Source organism: Streptomyces sp. NPDC046203, from assembly GCF_040646255.1.
Taxonomy (GTDB): Bacteria; Actinomycetota; Actinomycetes; order Streptomycetales; family Streptomycetaceae; genus Streptomyces.
In genome coordinates this window covers 1-17,337 of the sequence record NZ_JBEYZX010000031.1, presented here as the reverse complement: position 1 = coordinate 17,337, position 17,337 = coordinate 1, and the positions used below count along the sequence as shown (strand labels likewise).

13 protein-coding genes and 1 pseudogene are annotated in these 17,337 nt (G+C 73.8%); 10 read left to right on the top strand and 4 right to left on the bottom strand.

The features are described from left to right. The first annotated feature begins 56 nt into the window (after nucleotides 1-56). Entirely contained in the window at nucleotides 57-2,081 is a 2,025-nt protein-coding gene (locus ABZ990_RS21330; RefSeq protein WP_361233654.1) for a hypothetical protein, read from the top strand. Between the two features lie 177 nt (nucleotides 2,082-2,258). On the opposite strand, the gene ABZ990_RS21325 is transcribed toward ABZ990_RS21330, so the two are convergent. Further along, nucleotides 2,259-3,107 carry a hypothetical protein gene (locus ABZ990_RS21325; RefSeq protein ID WP_361233802.1) on the bottom strand — a complete coding sequence of 283 codons (849 nt, stop codon included), beginning with the start codon at nucleotides 3,105-3,107 and terminating at the stop codon, nucleotides 2,259-2,261. A 158-nt stretch (nucleotides 3,108-3,265) separates the two neighbouring features. Between ABZ990_RS21325 and ABZ990_RS21320 the strand changes: the two genes are divergently transcribed. The 3 genes from ABZ990_RS21320 to ilvD all read left to right on the top strand — a co-directional run bounded on the left by ABZ990_RS21320 (nucleotide 3,266) and on the right by ilvD (nucleotide 7,344). Then, nucleotides 3,266-4,192, top strand: coding sequence for a Ppx/GppA phosphatase family protein (locus tag ABZ990_RS21320; protein ID WP_361233651.1), 927 nt, complete (start codon nucleotides 3,266-3,268; stop codon nucleotides 4,190-4,192). A gap of 219 nt (nucleotides 4,193-4,411) precedes the next feature. Then, nucleotides 4,412-5,236 carry a sugar phosphate isomerase/epimerase gene (locus ABZ990_RS21315; RefSeq protein WP_361233648.1) on the top strand — a complete coding sequence of 275 codons (825 nt, stop codon included), beginning with the start codon at nucleotides 4,412-4,414 and terminating at the stop codon, nucleotides 5,234-5,236. Between the two features lie 254 nt (nucleotides 5,237-5,490). After that, on the top strand, nucleotides 5,491-7,344 hold the full coding sequence (gene ilvD, locus ABZ990_RS21310; RefSeq protein ID WP_361233645.1) for a dihydroxy-acid dehydratase: 1,854 nt from the start codon (nucleotides 5,491-5,493) through the stop codon (nucleotides 7,342-7,344). 203 nt (nucleotides 7,345-7,547) lie between these two features. Here the strand turns inward: ilvD and ABZ990_RS21305 are convergent, their stop codons facing one another. Beyond that, nucleotides 7,548-9,983 (bottom strand): serine/threonine-protein kinase, encoded by a 2,436-nt coding sequence (locus ABZ990_RS21305; RefSeq protein ID WP_361233642.1) that lies wholly within the window; start codon nucleotides 9,981-9,983, stop codon nucleotides 7,548-7,550. Nucleotides 9,984-10,241: 258 nt separating this feature from the next. Here ABZ990_RS21305 and ABZ990_RS21300 point away from each other — a divergent pair, with 258 nt between their 5' ends. The 5 genes from ABZ990_RS21300 (at nucleotide 10,242) to proC (ending at nucleotide 13,920) form a co-directional block, all read left to right on the top strand. After that, nucleotides 10,242-10,496: a peptidase gene (locus tag ABZ990_RS21300; RefSeq protein WP_361233799.1), complete on the top strand. Its 255-nt coding sequence runs from the start codon at nucleotides 10,242-10,244 to the stop codon at nucleotides 10,494-10,496. A 233-nt stretch (nucleotides 10,497-10,729) separates the two neighbouring features. Next, on the top strand, nucleotides 10,730-11,173 hold the full coding sequence (locus tag ABZ990_RS21295; RefSeq protein ID WP_361233796.1) for a hypothetical protein: 444 nt from the start codon (nucleotides 10,730-10,732) through the stop codon (nucleotides 11,171-11,173). Nucleotides 11,174-11,292: 119 nt separating this feature from the next. Beyond that, the gene (locus ABZ990_RS21290; RefSeq protein ID WP_361233639.1) at nucleotides 11,293-12,159 is read left to right on the top strand and encodes an ABC transporter ATP-binding protein; all 867 of its coding nucleotides are present in this window, start codon (nucleotides 11,293-11,295) and stop codon (nucleotides 12,157-12,159) included. Then, nucleotides 12,156-12,893, top strand: coding sequence for an ABC transporter permease (locus tag ABZ990_RS21285; protein WP_361233636.1), 738 nt, complete (start codon nucleotides 12,156-12,158; stop codon nucleotides 12,891-12,893). Before ABZ990_RS21290 ends, ABZ990_RS21285 begins: the two co-directional genes overlap by 4 nt. 217 nt (nucleotides 12,894-13,110) lie before the next feature. Beyond that, on the top strand, nucleotides 13,111-13,920 hold the full coding sequence (gene proC / locus ABZ990_RS21280) for a pyrroline-5-carboxylate reductase (protein WP_361233634.1): 810 nt from the start codon (nucleotides 13,111-13,113) through the stop codon (nucleotides 13,918-13,920). 78 nt (nucleotides 13,921-13,998) lie between these two features. On the opposite strand, the gene ABZ990_RS21275 is transcribed toward proC, so the two are convergent. Continuing rightward, nucleotides 13,999-14,589, bottom strand: coding sequence for a cysteine hydrolase family protein (locus ABZ990_RS21275; RefSeq protein ID WP_361233631.1), 591 nt, complete (start codon nucleotides 14,587-14,589; stop codon nucleotides 13,999-14,001). Between the two features lie 76 nt (nucleotides 14,590-14,665). Here ABZ990_RS21275 and ABZ990_RS21270 point away from each other — a divergent pair, with 76 nt between their 5' ends. Continuing rightward, nucleotides 14,666-15,790, top strand: coding sequence for a helix-turn-helix domain-containing protein (locus ABZ990_RS21270; protein WP_361233629.1), 1,125 nt, complete (start codon nucleotides 14,666-14,668; stop codon nucleotides 15,788-15,790). Here ABZ990_RS21270 and trpS read toward each other — a convergent pair. Then, nucleotides 15,763-16,755, bottom strand: a pseudogene (gene trpS / locus ABZ990_RS21265) (tryptophan--tRNA ligase); the annotation flags it as partial. The gene ABZ990_RS21270 and the pseudogene trpS overlap by 28 nt on opposite strands. Nucleotides 16,756-17,337 lie beyond the last annotated feature (582 nt).

Below are 17,337 nucleotides of genomic sequence, written 5' to 3'. Positions count from 1 at the left end.
ATTAAAAGCGTGCAAGCCGAGCGAACGGCTCCTTCCCTCGCCCCTACGGTCACCGGGTGACGAGCAGCAGCCTGGACCACCCCACGCGAGGCGACGCCGGCGGGACCGGCGGCGACGGCGGCACCCGTCCGCCCGGGCGCCACACCGCGCGGAACGAGCGGGCCGAGCGGGCCGAGCGCCACGAGCGATCCGGACGGCCTGGACGCTCCGGGCGCTCCGGGCGGCACGACAAGGCCGAGAAGCACGAGAAGCACGAGAAGGACGAACGGCCGGAGCGGTTCGAGCGGTACGACACGTACCTCGACAGTCTGTTCACCTACTGCCTCTCCGTGCTGTGCGACCACGACGCGGCCGCCACCGTCCTCGGGGACGTCCTCGCCCTCGCCGAGCGCCACCAGGGCCGCTGCCCCGCCGACGAGTCCGGCCGGCGCGCGTGGCTGTACGCGCTGGCGCGCTGGGCCTGTCTGCGTGCCCTCGGCGAGCAGCGCCGCGGCCGGCGCGGCGCGCACACAGGCCGCCTCGCCACCCCGTCCCCGGCGTTGGATCAAGCCCCGGCCCTCGGCCCCGCCCCGGCCCCGGCCCTGGCCTTTGAACAGCCCACGGGACCTACCGGACCTACCGGACCTACCAGACCCACCGGACCTACCGGGACCACCGAGGCCGCCCGTCGCCGGGCCGAACTCGCCGCGCTCGCCTGGCCCGAGGCCGCCGGGACCACGCCCGAGCAGCGCGAGGCCCTGGAACTGGCGGTACGGCACGGGCTCGGCCACCGCGAGATCGCGGCCGTCCTGTCGCTCGACGCGGTGCGGACCCGCGAGCTGCTGTCCTCGGCCGCGTGCGAGGTGGAGCGGACCCGGGCCGCGCTGGCCGTCGTCGAGACGGGCGGCTGTCCGACCGTCGAACGGCTCACCGGCGACCCCCGGGTCCTGCTCTCGGCCACCCTGCGCACCGAACTGGTCCGGCACGTCGACGACTGCCCGCGCTGCCGCCGCGCCGCCGAACGCGCCGGCGCGCGCGGCCCCTGGCCGGGCGCCCTCACCTCGGCGGCCCTCACCTCGCCCGAGGCGTCCGGCGACGCGTCGGCCGCCGCCGGCCGCGCGCTGCCCGTCGTGTCCGCCCCGCGCGCCGCCGCGTACGGCGCGGCACGGGTCCCGCGCCCCCGGTCCGGCGCCCCGCGCTTCGCGGCGACCGGCTTCCCGATGGACCCGAAGGACCTCGCGGCGCGCCGCGCACGCGCGCGTACCCGCGTCCTGACCACCACCCTGGTCGCCGCGGTCGTCGCCGCGCCGGTGCTCGCGCTGTGGACCTCGTACCGGGGTGTGCCGGGCGCGGGGGAGGGCGCCGACGGCACCCGGATCAGCGCGCGCGAGGCGGCGGACGGGCCGGGGATCGGCAGCGACGGACTGCCCACCGCGCGCTACGAGAACACCGGCAGCGCCCGCGCCACCCCCGCCCCCCACTACACCCAGGGCAGCCGTTCCCCGGACGTGTCGGTCGAGGTGATCAGCCCCGGCGCGCCCGCCACCGGGCCGGTGGCGTCCGGCGCCACCGTGTCCGCCCGGATCGCGGCCACCGCCCGAGGCAGCGGCACGACGACCCTGCTGACGCTCACCAACCGGGGCGGCCGCCCCGGCACCTGGGCGCTGTGGTCCGACGCGCCCTGGCTGTACGTGAGCCGGGCCTCCGGCAGCCTCGGCCCCGGCGAGTCGGTCACCGTCCACATCTCGGTCGACCGCCATCGCCAGCCCGGCGGCTCCTGGAGCGCCCGGGTCGGCGTCCAGCCGGCGGGCGCGGTGGTACGGATCGACGGGTACGGGACGCGCCCGGCGCCCGAGACGACCCGGCCCGCCCCGCCGCACCCGACCGGCGGACCGACGACCCCACCGCCCACCAGCGCCCCGCCGACCGGCCCGCCGCCCACGGACGAGCCCACCCGGCCCCCGGCCACACAGCCGCCCACCGACCCCGCCACGACCGAACCGACCCCGCCGCCCACGCCCACGGGCCCGCCCCCGACGGCAGAGCCCCCGGACACGGACCCGGACCCGGGCCAGGCGGCGGCTGCCCGGCGCCGCCGTTAAGGCTCAGGTCAGCCCCATAGAAACCCGTAAATCGCGTAAATCGCGCGAAAAGACAACGACCCGGCCTCGCGGAAGTCCGCGAAGCCGGGTCGGTCGGAGTCGGGCCGGGCGGTCAGGCCAAGGCGCCGGGTCCGTGCCTGGTCAGGGTCAGGTCAGGACAGGCCAGTTCAGTTCAGGTCAGGGCGTCGGGTCCGCCGGGTGCGGGGCCACCATCGGCAGCTGCGAGGCCAGCCGCGCCTCGCACATCCCGACCAGGACGTCGTAGGCCGCCTGCCCCATCATCTCGACGAGCTCCGGCCGGTACGAGACGTACACCGGCCGCTCGCCCACGTGCGCGGACGTCGCCGTCGTGCAGTACCAGTGCAGGTCGTGGCCGCCCGGGCCCCAGCCGCGCCGGTCGTACTCGCCGATCGACACCTGGAGCACCTTGGAGTCGTCGGGCCGCTCGACCCAGTCGTACGTCCGCCGTACCGGCAGCTGCCAGCACACGTCCGGCTTGGTCTCCAGCGGCTCGACACCCTCCCGTACGGCCAGGATGTGCAGCGCACAGCCGGCGCCGCCCGCGAAGCCGGGGCGGTTCTGGAAGATGCAGGAGCCCTTCCAGCGGCGGGTCTGCCGGTCGCCGTCCTCGTCGGTCTGCGTCCAGCCGCTCTCGGCGCCGACATCGTGGAACTGCCACACGTCGGGCGTGAGACGCGCCACGTGCCCGGCGACCCGCTGCTCGTCCTCCTCGTCGGAGAAGTGCGCGCCGAGCGTGCAGCAGCCGTCGTCGGGGCGGCCTTCCTTGATGCCCTGGCAGCCGTTGCCGAAGACGCAGGTCCAACGGGAGGTGAGCCAGGTCAGGTCGCAGCGGAAGACCTGTTCCTCGTCGTCCGGGTCGGCGAATTCGACCCAGGCGCGGGGGAAGTCCAGGCCCTTCTCGTCCGGTTCCGGGGCGGTGTCCTTCCCCGTTCCCTCCCCCTTCCCCTTGTCCTTGGTCTTCTTCCCGACCTTGACCGACTTGACCGACTTCGCGGCGTGGGCGATGCGGGCAGCCTTCGCCTGCCGCGCGGCGTCCGTCTTCTCCGCGGGGGTGGCGGCGGTCACGTCGGCGCCGTCCTTGCCGATGTCTTTGCCCGGCTTCGCCTTTTTCGTCTTTGGCACGACTCCAAGCGTATGCGGGCGGGCGCAGTAGCGTTTCGTCCATGAGACTCGGAGTCCTCGACGTCGGTTCGAACACGGTGCACCTGCTGGTGGTGGACGCCCACCCCGGCGCCCGCCCGCTGCCCGCGCACTCGCACAAGGCGGAGCTGCGGCTCGCCGAGCTGCTCGACGAGCGGGGTGCCATCGCCGAGGCGGGGGTCGAGCGGCTGATAGCCACCGTCCGTGACGCGCTCACCGCCGCCGAGGACAAGGGCTGCGAGGAGGTGCTGCCGTTCGCGACCTCGGCGGTGCGCGAGGCGAGCAACGCCGACGACGTGCTGTCCCGGGTGTACGCGGAGACGGGCATCGCGCTCCAGGTGCTGAGCGGCGAGGAGGAGGCCCGGCTGACCTTCCTGGCCGCCCGCCGCTGGTTCGGCTGGTCCGCGGGCAAGCTGTTCCTGCTCGACATCGGCGGCGGCTCGTTGGAGGTCGGCTTCGGTATCGACGAGGAGCCGGACGCCGCCGTGTCCCTGCCGCTCGGCGCGGGCCGGCTCACTGCGGGCTGGCTGCGCGGCGACCCGGCGGACCCGGGCGACGTGAAGGCGCTGCGCCGGCACGTCCGCGCGCAGATCGCCCGTACGGTCGGCGAATTCAGCCGCTTCGGGACGCCCGACCACGTCGTGGCCACGTCCAAGACCTTCAAGCAGCTGGCACGGATCGCGGGCGCCCCCGGCTCGGGTTTCGGGCTGTACGTCCAGCGGAACCTGACCCGCGCCTCGCTCGCCGAGTGGGTGCCGAAGCTGGCCACGATGTCGGCGTCCGAGCGTTCCACGCTGCCCGGCGTCTCGGCGGGGCGCGCGGCCCAGCTGCTCGCGGGCGCGCTGGTCGCGGAGGGGGCGATGGACCTGTTCGGGGTGGAGTCCCTGGAGATCTGCCCGTGGGCGCTGCGGGAGGGCGTGATCCTGCGCCGCCTGGACCACTTGCCGTAACGCCGCCGCGGCAGCCGCCTGCCGCTCGCTGCCCGCTGGGGGCCACCGTCCGCCGGGGGCCGCCGGGGGTCCGTACCGAGCCCGCCAAGCCCCTACCGGCCCCCCGCCCCCGCCACCCGAGGTGCGGGAGAGCGGGCGGGAGACGGGGGAGGAGGCCGGGCCCGGCGGGGTGACCGGAACCACCTCCCCGCCCCCGGGCCCGCCCCGTACCCTGTCTGCGTGGCAGAACGAGTCGTGCGGATCCCGGAAGCGAAGGTCGCGCTGTCGACGGCCTCCGTCTACCCGGAGTCGACGGCGACCGCCTTCGAGGTCGCCGCGCGCCTCGGCTACGACGGGGTCGAGGTCATGGTGTGGACCGACCCGGTCAGCCAGGACATCGAGGCCCTGCGCCGGCTCTCGGACCACCACCGGGTTCCGATCCTCGCCGTGCACGCGCCCTGTCTGCTGATCACCCAGCGCGTCTGGTCCACCGACCCGTGGGTCAAGCTCCAGCGCGCCCGCGCGGCGGCCGAGAAACTGGGCGCGTCGACGGTGGTCGTGCACCCGCCGTTCCGCTGGCAGCGGCAGTACGCGCGCGACTTCGTGTCCGGCATCTGGCGGATGGCGGACGAGACGGACGTCCGGTTCGCCGTCGAGAACATGTACCCGTGGCGGTACAAGGACCGCGAGATGCTCGCGTACGCCCCCGAGTGGGACGTCACCAAGGACGACTACCGGCACTTCACCGTGGACCTCTCGCACACGGCGACCGCCCGTACCGACACCCTCGCCATGGTCGACCGGATGGGCGACCGGCTCGGCCACGTCCATCTCGCCGACGGGCGCGGTTCGGCGAAGGACGAGCACCTGGTGCCGGGCCGGGGCACCCAGCCGTGCGCCGAACTGCTCGAAGGGCTGGCCCGGCGCGGCTTCGACGGGCACATCGTGATCGAGGTCAATACCCGCCGGGCCATGTCGTCGGCCGAACGCGAGGCCGACCTCGCCGAGGCGCTGGCCTTCACCCGCCGCCACCTGGCCTCGGCGGCCCCGGGCCCACGCGCCTGAGGACCTCGGAGCCTGAGGACCCCGGCGCCTGAGCGCCCGAGCACGGCCCCGACGGAAGCGAGACCGGTCCCACCGCTTACGGCACCCCGCACCACCCCCCCCCCGCCCTCTCGGCTCTCTCGGCCCCTCCCGCCCCTCGCGTCCCGGACCCCACGCCCCCCTCCCCTTGTCCGTGATGCGGACAGCCTGTCCAAATCGTGGAGCCAGGGCGTAGGCTCGAAGGCAAGCACACCCGTCACGAGAGGCGAGCGACGATGCCCCAGCTGAGGTCCCGCACTGTCACCCACGGCCGCAACATGGCGGGCGCCCGCGCCCTGATGCGCGCCTCCGGTGTACCGGGCGAGGACATCGGCCGGAAGCCGGTGATCGCCGTGGCCAACTCCTTCACCGAGTTCGTCCCCGGCCACACCCACCTCCAGCCCGTCGGCCGGATCGTCTCCGAGGCCATCACCGCGGCCGGCGGCATCGCCCGCGAGTTCAACACGATCGCCGTCGACGACGGCATCGCCATGGGCCACGGTGGCATGCTCTACTCGCTGCCCTCCCGCGACCTGATCGCCGACAGCGTGGAGTACATGGTCGAGGCGCACTGCGCCGACGCCCTGATCTGCATCTCCAACTGCGACAAGATCACCCCGGGCATGCTCATGGCGGCCCTGCGCCTGAACATCCCCACCGTCTTCGTCTCCGGCGGCCCGATGGAGTCCGGCCGCGCCACGCTCGTCGACGGCTCGGTCCGCACCCTCGACCTGGTCGACGCGATCTCGGAGGCCGTCAACGACAAGGTCTCCGACGAGGACATCCGCCGCATCGAGGAGAACGCCTGCCCGACCTGCGGCTCCTGTTCCGGCATGTTCACCGCCAACTCGATGAACTGCCTGGCCGAGGCCATCGGCCTCGCCCTGCCCGGCAACGGCTCCGTCCTCGCCACCCACACCGCCCGCCGCGCGCTGTACGAGGACGCCGCCCGCACGGTCGTCGACATCACCCGCCGCTACTACGACGAGGACGACGCGTCCGTCCTGCCGCGCTCCGTCGCCACCCACGCGGCCTTCGACAACGCCATGGCGCTCGACATCGCCATGGGCGGCTCCACCAACACGATCCTGCACCTGCTCGCCGCCGCCCAGGAGGCCGGTCTCGACTACGGCCTGAGCGACATGGACGCGGTCTCGCGCCGGGTGCCCTGCCTGGCCAAGGTCGCGCCGAACGTCGCGCCGGGCGGCACGTACTACATGGAGGACGTGCACCGCGCCGGCGGCATCCCCGCCATCCTCGGCGAGCTGCACCGCGCCGGGCTGCTGAACGAGGACGTCCACGCCGTGCACAGCCCCTCCCTCGCGGAGTGGCTGAAGAACTGGGACGTGCGCGGCGGCTCCCCGGCCGAGGAGGCCGTCGAGCTGTGGCACGCGGCGCCCGGCTGCGTCCGCTCCGCCACCGCCTTCTCCCAGTCCGAGCGCTGGGACACCCTCGACACCGACGCCGAGAACGGCTGCATCCGCGACGCCGCCCACGCCTACTCCAAGGACGGCGGACTCGCCGTGCTGCGCGGCAACCTCGCCGCCGACGGCGCCGTGGTGAAGACCGCCGGCGTCGACGAGTCGATCTGGACCTTCGAGGGCCCGGCGGTCGTCTGCGAGTCGCAGGACGAGGCCGTCGAGAAGATTCTCAACAAGCAGGTCAAGGACGGCGACGTGGTCGTCATCCGCTACGAGGGCCCGCGCGGCGGCCCCGGCATGCAGGAGATGCTCTACCCGACGTCCTTCCTCAAGGGCCGGGGCCTCGGCAAGACCTGCGCCCTGGTCACCGACGGCCGGTTCTCCGGCGGCACCTCGGGCCTCTCCATCGGCCACGCCTCCCCGGAGGCTGCCTCGGGCGGCACCATCGCGCTCGTCGAGGACGGCGACCGGATCCGGATCGACATCCCGAGCCGCTCGATCGAGCTGCTGGTCGACGACGCGACCCTGGACGCCCGCCGCGCCGCGCTCGGCGGCGTCTACGCGCCGAAGAACCGCGAGCGCAAGGTCTCGGCGGCGCTGCGGGCGTACGCGGCGATGGCGACCAGCGCCGACAAGGGCGCGGTCCGCGATGTGAGCAAGCTGGCCTGACGGCGGGCGGGCAGGCGGGCGGTGTGAGGCCGCCCCCGGCTTACGGCCGTAAAACACAGCGTCCACGCGCGCGGGGCGTGAGCGGCACCGAGCCGCCCACGCCCCGCGCGCGTACGTGTCTCTAACCGTCAGGGGGCGTACGCCGCGCCCCGCGCGCGTACGCGTGTGTCACCGCCGGGCCGCGCGTCACCGGCCCGGAGCGGTCACCATGACTCGGGGTCCGTCGCGTCCACGGCGAACACGGACCCGTCCGGGACCCCGGCGATCGCCCGAGGGCCGAGGACGACCGGTGCGGGCAGGCTGGCGGTGAAGGGATAGCGGCCGCCCGAGGTACGGGGCCGGGTCTGGCCCAGCAGTTCGCCGCGCGCCGCGTCCACGGCGAGCAGCCGTCCGTCCCCGGTCGTCAGCAGCACCCGGCCGTCCGCGACGACCGGCCGCGACGACCGTGCCACCTCGGTCTCCAGCCGCCACAGCTGGGCCTTGTCCGCATCGTCCGCCCCATGCGTACCGCCTGCCCCAGCTGCCCCAGCTGCCCCATCTGAGCGTGCCGTGTCGACCGCGACGAGCGTGCCACCGACCCCGACGATGTGGACGACGTCGCCCGCGACGGCCGCCTGGGCCTGGTCCATGGGAGCGGCGAGCGGCACCCGCCGGACGCCCGCCCGGTCGGCGAGATCCACCCGCACCACGGCGTCGGTGAAACCGTCGAGATCGTCGGAGAGCAGGAGCAGCGCGCTCCCGGTCGCGCCCACGGGTTCGAGGAGCCCCGGCACCTGCCGGGTCCACAGCACCGTGCCGTCCGCGGCGCGGACCGCGCCGACCAAGGTCGAGTGCCCGTCGGGCGCGGGGGTGGCGGTGTACGCGGTCCCGGCCCCGGTCCCGGTTCCTGCCTTGGCCTCGGTTCCTGCCCCTGCCCCGGCCCCAGTCCCGGCCTCGGCCCCGGCCCCGGAATCCGGCGCGGTGAGCCACCGGGTCCCGGCGCCCCCGATCCGCTTCGACCAGAGCTCCCGCCCGGTCGCGCCGTCGAGCGCGCGGACCTGCCCGGCGCGCGGACTCACGAGCAGCACCGTGCCACCGGCGGGCACGACCTGGTCGCCGCCCGCGAGCGGGGTGCTCCAGACCACGTCGCCGCCCTCCGGCGCGTACGCGTCGAGCCGGCTCCCGGCACCGTCCGCCGCGAGCACCAGACCGCCCGACAGCACGGGGGCACGGCTCTCCCGCGCCTGCCCGCCGTCGTCCGCGCGCGCGGTCCACACGATCGTCCCGCTGTCGGCGTCGAGCCGGGCGAGCGGCGCCTTCGGGCCGGAGCAGTAGACGTCCGACCCGGCGGCCGTGCACAGCGGGGGCCGGCCCTCCCCGGTGCCGTCGGCGAGCGCGGTCTCCCAGGGGCGGAACGTCCGGTTCTGTTCGTTCGCGGTCGGGCCGATGGTGTCCGGGCCGCCGCCCCAGACCCGTACCCCGACCAGGGTTCCCACGGCCAGGGTCGCGAGGAGCGGGAGAGCGACGGTCCACCGCAGCCCGCGCCGCCGACCGCCGTCCGTCCGGCCGCCGTCGGTCCGGCTGCCGTTCGCGACCTCGGCGGTCCGCCCGGCCGCGCGCTCCGCGTCGTGCTTCCCGGCCCGCCGGTCCGAGCGGTGCGTGGGGGCGTCCGCCACGGCGCCGAGGGCGGGCGCGGTCTCGCCGTCCACCGGCCGCCGCTGGGCGGGTACGAGCCCGATGGCCCCCGCGCCCGAACCCGCACCCGCGCCCGCACCGACGCTGTCGGCTCCGGCTCCGGCCCCCGCCCCGGCCTTCGTCCTCGCGCCCGCGCCCATCGCCGGGTGCCGCAGCCGCGCCATGATCTCGTCGGCGGTGGGCCGTTCCGCCGGATCCTTCGCCAGACAGCCGCGCAGCAGCGGAGCCAGCGTGTCCGGTACGCCGGACAGCTCGGGCTCGTCGTGGACGACCTGGTACGCCACGATGTACGGGCTGTCGGAGTCGAACGGCCCCCGCCCGGTCGCCGCGTGCACCAGCACGGCGCCCAGGGCGAACACGTCCGCCGCCGAGCCGACCTCGCGCGGACGCTGGAACTGCTCCGGCGCCATGAACGGCGGCGTACCGATCAGCCGCCCCGTCTCGGTGTGCAGCATGCTGTCGGCGGGCCGTGAGATGCCGAAGTCGATGACCTTGGGGCCGTCCGGCGCGAGCAGCACATTGCCGGGCTTCAGGTCGCGGTGCACCACTCCCGCGCGGTGGATGTCGCGCAGCGCCTCGGAGAGACCGGACGCGAGCCGGCGCAGCTCGTCGAGGCCGAGCGGACCGCCCCGCTTCACCCGGTCGGAGAGGGTGGGGCCGTCGATGAACAAGGTGGCCATCCACGGCCGCTCCGCGTCCGGATCGGCGTCGACCACCGGCGCGGTGAACGCCCCGCTCACCCGCCGCGCGGCCGCCACCTCCTGCCGGAAGCGCGCCCGGAACTCCGGATCGGCGGCGTGATCGGCGTGGACGACCTTGACGGCCAGGCGCAGCCCGGAGTCGGACATGGCCAGCCGGACCACACCCATTCCGCCTGAACCGAGTACTGGCCCGAGTCTGTACTGACCGGCGTAATCCGGCCGTTCCGCTTCCGGAAACGGCCCGGCATTGCGCAGCGGCGGCATCCGCCCACCCCCGTGTTCGTCCGCGAGCGCGACGAGCGGAGCCTAGTCGATGACCTGTGCGATTCCGGCGGCGCCTTTGCTAGCCTGCGCGGCGTGTCGGTGTTCATCACCGCACATTCACCAGCAACGGGGGAGGAACACATGGGTTCTGACGAGGCGACGACGATGTCCGGAGTGGCTGAATCCGGTACGTCGGAGACGGGCGCGCAGACGTCCGCCGAGACGGTCACCGACACGACCGACGGTGCCGTCACCACCATGGCCGCGAAGCGCTACCCGGTCGCGCCGGGCGTCCAGCTCAACGTCCGCTCCGGCCCCGGCACGAGCTACGAGATCGTGAAGCTCCTGCCGCTCGGTGCCTCCGTGCCGGTCAACTGCCAGCGGCGCGGCGAGACGGTCACCGGCCCGTACGGCACCTCGAACATCTGGGACAACATCGCCAACGGCCAGTACGTCTCCGATACGTACGTCCTCACCGGCAGCGACGGCCTCGTCGCCGTGCCCTGCTCCTGATCCACGGCTCCGCGCCCTGATCCACGGTTGCTCCGCGTCCTGACGCGGGCCTCCGCGCCGTCGCCGTCGCCGTCGCTCACGGGATAATCGTTCCTGTGAGCGACGACGACCGCCCCGGCACGGGCACGCCCGCCAAGAGCGGCAACAACGCCAACGACGGCAAGTCCGCCAAGACCGTCAAGACCGTCAAGTCCGCAGCCTCCGGCACAAGCCCCGGCCCCCAGCCCGAGGAGATCCGTTTCTTCGGTACGACCTGGGTCGCGCACGACGGTGCCTACGGCCTGCGCCGCGCCGTCGTCGCCGTCGGCGCGCTGCTCGCCGCCGCGGCCGGCGCCTTCGCCCTGTGGTTCGGCTTCCGGGGACTCCAGATCGCCGAGGTCGGCGGCTTCGTCGACATCCTCGTGCTCGTCATGTTCGGGATCTGCAGCGTCATCGCCTTCCGCAAGACGTGGGAGGGCTTCACCCGCCGCCCCACCGACCCGGCCCGCGAGGACGCGCTGCGCGGTCTGAAGACGATCGGCTTCATCGGCTCGCTCCTCGCGTACTCCTGCCGCGCCCTGGCCGAGGCCCCCGGCGAGGGGCTGCGCCGCACCGAGTACGAGACGGCCCTCGTCCAGTACGAGAAGCGCCGCGCGCAGCGCACCGGCAACCCGTCCTCCCGTAAAAAGAAGCGATAAGCCGAAAGCGCCCACAGCTCACAACCCACAGGCACAAGTGACCCAGGCCCAGGGACAAAGGACGGACAGCGGCCCGAACGGTCCTTGACCCCGTCCACCCCCGGCCGCACGATGCCCGCATGGTTCGCAGTGCCCGCCCGGCGGACGACCCCGCCCCCGTCCCCGCCCCCGCCGCCCCCGCGCTCGCCGCGCGCGGCCTCACCGTCGTCCGAGGCGGCCGGCCGGTCCTGCGCGGCCTCGACTTCACCGTCCCCCGCGGCCGGGTCACCGGTCTCCTCGGCCCCTCCGGCTGCGGCAAGACCACCCTCATGCGCGCGATCGTCGGCACCCAGGCCAAGGTCACCGGCACCCTCGACGTGCTCGGCCACCCCGCGGGCGCCGCCGCGCTGCGCGCCCGGATCGGCTACGTCACCCAGGCCCCGTCCGTCTACGACGACCTCACCGTCCATCAGAACCTCGCCGCCTTCGCCGCGATCCTGCTCCCCGGCCGCGCCCACCGGGCCGGGCGCCGCGCCGCCGTCGACCGGGTGATCGAGGACGTCGACCTCGGCGACCACGCGCACGTCCTGGCCGGCCGGCTCTCCGGCGGGCAGCGCAGCCGCGTCTCGCTCGCCGTCGCCCTCCTCGGCACCCCCGAACTCCTCGTCCTGGACGAACCGACCGTCGGCCTCGACCCCGTCCTGCGCCGCGATCTGTGGGACCTCTTCCACCGCATCGCCGCCGACCGGGGCACCACGCTGCTCGTCTCCTCCCACGTCATGGACGAGGCCGAGCGCTGCCACCGGCTGCTCCTCCTGCGCGAGGGCGAACTCCTCGCCGACGACACGCCCGAGGCACTGCGTCGCCTCAGCCCCGCCGGCACCGTCGAGGCCGCGTTCCTCCACCTCGTCGACACGGCGTCCGACCCCCGTACGGACCCCGGCCCCGACTCCCCTCCCGGACCCGCCCCCGGCACCGGCCCCCACGACCAGGAGCCCCGCCCATGAACGGCGCCCGCACCCTCGCCACCGCCGCCCGCGTGCTGCGCCAGCTCCGCCACGACCCGCGCACCCTCGCGCTCCTGCTGCTCGTCCCGTGCGTGCTGCTCGTCCTGCTCCGCTACGTCTTCGACAGCAGCCCCGAGGTCTTCGACGGCATCGGCGCGTCCCTGCTCGGGATCTTCCCGCTGATCACCATGTTCCTGGTGACGTCGATCGCCACCCTGCGCGAACGCACCTCCGGCACCCTCGAACGCCTCCTCGCCATGCCTCTGGGCAAGGGCGACCTCATTGCCGGCTATGCCCTCGCCTTCGGCCTGCTCGCCGTCGTCCAGTCCGCCCTCGCCACCGGGCTCGCCCTGTGGTTCCTCGGCCTCGACGTGGTCGGCTCGCCCTGGCTGCTGCTCCTCGTCGCCCTGCTCGACGCGCTCCTCGGCACCGCCCTCGGGCTCTTCGTCTCGGCCTTCGCCGCCTCCGAGTTCCAGGCGGTCCAGTTCATGCCGGCGGTGATCTTCCCCCAGCTGCTGCTGTGCGGCCTGTTCACCCCGCGCGACCAGATGGCCCCGGCGCTGGAAGCCCTCTCGAACGTGCTGCCCATGTCGTACGCCGTCGACGGCATGAACCAGGTCCTCCAGCACCCCCACGTCACCGCCGACTTCGTCCGCGACGTCCTCGTCGTGGCCGGCAGCGCGGTGCTCGTCCTCGCCCTGGGCGCCGCGACCCTCCGCCGCCGCACCGCCTGACCGCCGCACCGCCTGACCGCCGCACCGCCTGACCGCCGCACCGCCTGACCGCCGCGCCCCCGTGTTCCCGCGCCCCCGCACCTCCCGATCCGTACCCCAGCCGCTCCCCCTCATCGCCCCCGTCCTGCCCGCCCCTCGGACGAAAACCCCACGCCAGGCCCCCTGATGCGAGGATGTCCCCGCACGTGGAGACCCGCCCGACGAGGTGAACAGAACGATGACCCAGACCGTCGCAGTCCTCGGCACCGGCAAGATCGGTGAAGCCCTTCTCAGCGGCATGCTCCGCGCGGGCTGGCGCCCGGCCCAGCTCCTCGTCACGACCCGCCGCGCCGAACGCGCCCGGGAACTCCACGACCGCTACGGCGTCGAGACCGTCGACAACGCCGAGGCCGCCAAGCGCGCCGACATCCTCATCCTCGCGGTGAAGCCCCAGGACATGGGCCGCCTGCTGGACGAACTCGCCCCGCACGTCACCGCCGACCGCCTGGTCGTCACCGCCGCCGCCGGCATCCCGACCGCCTTCATCGAGGAACGCCTCACGGCCGGCACCCCGGTCGTCCGCGTCATGCCCAACACTCCCGTCCTCGTGGACGAGGGCATGTCCGTGATCTCGGCGGGCAGCCACGCGACCCCCGCCCACCTCGCGCACACCGAGGAGATCTTCGGCGGCGTCGGCAAGACCCTGCGGGTCCCCGAGTCCCAGCAGGACGCCGCCACCGCGCTGTCCGGCTCCGGCCCGGCGTACTTCTACTACCTGGTCGAGGCCATGACCGACGCGGGCATCCTCCTCGGCCTGCCCCGCGCCCAGGCCCACGACCTGATCGTCCAGGCCGCGATCGGCGCCGCCACCATGCTCCGCGACAGCGGCGAACACCCCGTCAAGCTCCGCGAGGCCGTCACCTCCCCTGCGGGCACCACCATCTCCGCCATCCGCGAGCTGGAGAACCACGGGGTACGGGCCGCCCTGATCGCCGCCCTCGAAGCGGCCCGCGACCGCAGCCGCGAGCTCGCCAACGGCAACGGCTGAGCGACCACCGGCACCAAGCCGGCCACAACCGCCACTGCCACCACCGCATCCCCGACCACGACCACCCGGGGCCCCGCACTACGACGCGGCAGCCCCGGCAAGCACCTCCGCCGTGGTCACGACCCGGGCGAACCCCCCGCCGTGCAGCGACACCGCCGTCGCCCGGGTCAGCTCCTCCGCCGTCGCCGTCCATCCGAACGGTCCGGTCAGGTCGAAGGTGTGCATCGCGTCGAGCGCGTAGACCACGTCGTACCCCAGGTTCCCGCCCATCCGGGCCGTGGTCTCGTTGCACATGTTCGTCTGGATCCCGGCGAGCACGAGCTGCCCGATGCCCGCGCCCCGCAGCCAGGTGTCCAGATCAGGCTCCCCGTAGAAGCCCGAGTTCACGGTCTTCGTCACCAGCAGCTCGGGCCCGGTGCCCTTCCCCCGCCGCTCCTCGACGAGCTCCTTGAAGTCGTTGCCCGGCTGCCCCGGCCGCAGCGGCGATCCGGCCACCACCGAGTCGTGCCGGATGTAGACGACCGGCCGTCCCGTCTCCTGCCACCGGTCGAGCAGCGCGGTGATGTTCTCCTCGGCCGCCGGATTGTCCCGCCGCCCCCAGAATTCCTCGTCCTCGAATCCCTTCTGTACGTCGATGAGCAACAGCGCCGCGTTCTCCCGAATCTCCATGCCGTCGATCCTGCCGCCGGGCCGGCCGCCACCCCAGTGGCGCGAATGCCATGGATCGATGGTTTACTGCCACGCCATGAGCGACCGACGACCCCAGCGACCCCCGCGACCCCAGCGCATCGCCCTGCTCGCGTTCCCCGGCGTCCGTGTCTTCGACGTCTCCGTCATCACCGAGGTCTGGGACACGGACCGGCGCGACCGGGGCGTCCCGCCGTTCGAACTCCGCCGTACCGCCGCCGACCCGTCCGTACCCGTCCCGCTCCGCGGCGGCCTCAGCCTCACCCCGGACCGCCCGCTCAGCTGGCTCGACGAGCTCACCCCCGCCGACCTGGTCGTCGTCCCCGGCATCGAGGACCCCGACGCCGACCTCCCCGCCCCCGTGCTCGACGCCCTGCGCCGCGCCCACACCGCGGGCGTCCCCGTCGCCGCCCTCTGCGCCGGGGCCTTCGTCCTCGCCCGCGCCGGTCTGCTCGACGGCCGCCGCGCCGTCACCCACTGGCGACTGGCCCCCGCCCTCGCCGAACGCCACCCGGCGACGCGCGTCGAACCCGAGGCGCTCTTCATCGAGGACACGGGCGTCTGGACCTCGGCCGGCACCGCCGCGGGCATCGACCTCTGTCTCCACCTGGTCCGTACGGCCCACGGCGCGGAAACCGCCGCCACGATCGCCCGCTCGATGGTCACCGCGCCCTTCCGCAGCGGGACCCAGGCCCAGTTCATCGAGCACCCCACCCCGCGCGCCGACCGCGACGCCGACACGCTCGCCGCCGTACGCGCCCACGCCCTCGCCCGTCTCGACGCGCCCCACACCGTCGGGAGCCTCGCCGCCCGCGCCGGCATGTCCCCGCGCTCCTTCGCCCGCCACTTCCAGGCCACCACCGGCACCACCCCGCTGCGCTGGCTCATCGCGCAGCGCGTCGCCGCCGCCCAGAAGCTCCTCGAACGCACCGACCACCCGCTCCCCGAGGTGGCCCGCCGCGCGGGCTTCGGCAGCGAGGTCACCATGCGCCAGCACTTCGCCGCACACCTCGCCACCAGCCCGCGCGACTACCGCGCCGCCTTCCGTCACACCACGGGCGCGACCGCTTCCACCGACTCCGAAGCGGCCCCCGACAGCGCCCCTTCCGACCCCGGCACCGCCACGGGCTCCACGGGCTCCGCCGGCTCCGGTACGGCGGGCAGCAGCCCGATCGCCCGGTAGGCCCGGTCCACCACCGGCCGCGCCATCCCGCGCGCCCGCTCGGCGCCCCGCCGCAGCACCCCGTCGACGTACGCCGGATCCGCCGCGATCTCCGCGTGCCGCTCCCGCAACGGCCGCAGCAGCTCGACGACGGCCTCCGCCGTGTCCTTCTTCAGAGCCCCGTACGAGGTGTACGCGCCGGCCAGCTCCGCCGGGTCGCCCCCGGTCGACGCCGCGAGGAGATCCAGCAGGTTCGCGATCCCCGGACTGGTCTCCCGGTCGTAGACGACGTCCTGCCCGCTGTCCGTGACGGCCCGCATGACCTTGCGCCGCGCGGTGTCCGCGTCGTCGAGGAGATAGACGATCCCGGAGCCGTTCTCGTGCGACTTCCCCATCTTCGAAGAGGGGTCCTGGAGATCCATGACCCGCGCCGCCACCTTGGGGTTCGTCGCCTTGGGCACGGTGAAGACATGCCCGTACCGGTGGTTGAACCGCACCGCCAGATCCCGCGCCAGCTCCACGTGCTGGGTCTGGTCCTCGCCCACCGGGACCTCGTCGGTGCCGTACGCCAGGATGTCCGCCGCCATCAGCGCCGGATACGTCAGCAGCGACAGCCGCACGCTCTCCCCGGCGTCCCGCGCCCGCAGGCTCTTCTCCTTGTACTGGATCATGCGCCGCATCTCGCCGTCCGTGGCGACGCACTCCATCAGATACGACAGCCGCGCGTGCTCGTCCACCTGGCTCTGGACGAAGAGCGTGCACCGTTCCGGGTCGAGCCCGGCCGCGAGCAGCAGCGTCGCGGCCTGCCGGGACAGCCGCCGTACCCGCGCGGGATCGTGCTCCACGGTCAGCGCGTGCAGATCCACCACGCTGAACAGCGCGTCGGCCTGGTGCTGGTCCACCTCGACCCACTGCCGTACGGCGCCCAGGTAGTTCCCCAGCGTCAGATGACCGGTCGGCTTGATCCCACTGAAGATCCGCTTCATCGTGCCGTTCTCCCTCTCTCCTGTGAGCGCCGCCGGCCCGACGGCCTGGGCTCCCGGAGGGGGAAACACGAACGGCCGCCGAGGCGGCGGCCGTTGTCTGCATGCGCGAGTGCGGGCCGCCGGTCAGGCGGCCCACCACTGGGTGGTGTGCGCATGCGTAGTCATGACGAACACCGTACCCCTCAGGGCCAGGGTTGACACGCGTTTGACCGAACCGTAGTGTTCTCCGAGTTGTCCGACGTGAGCACCGGCCCCGGTCGGCCCCGGACAGCGATTCCGCAAGAACCACTTACACCTGAGGGTGTCGATTCGTCGTCCCGTCATGCGTTCTGTTTTTCTTGCGAAATGAGGAATCCGCGTTCGAGCTTCGGACGCAGCCGCCGATTAGCTCGGGGGCCGGGAATCCGCTAAAGTCTCACCAGTCGGAACGGCCGCCCAGCGGTCGGGAAGACGAAATCCCGCCGACCGGGAATCGGAGCCGAAAGGGTCTGATAAAGTCGGAAAGCGCCGAAAGGGCCGGAGGGTGAAAGCCTGAAGGAACGGAAAGCGCGGAGCGGATCGGATCGAAAACATCTGATAAGC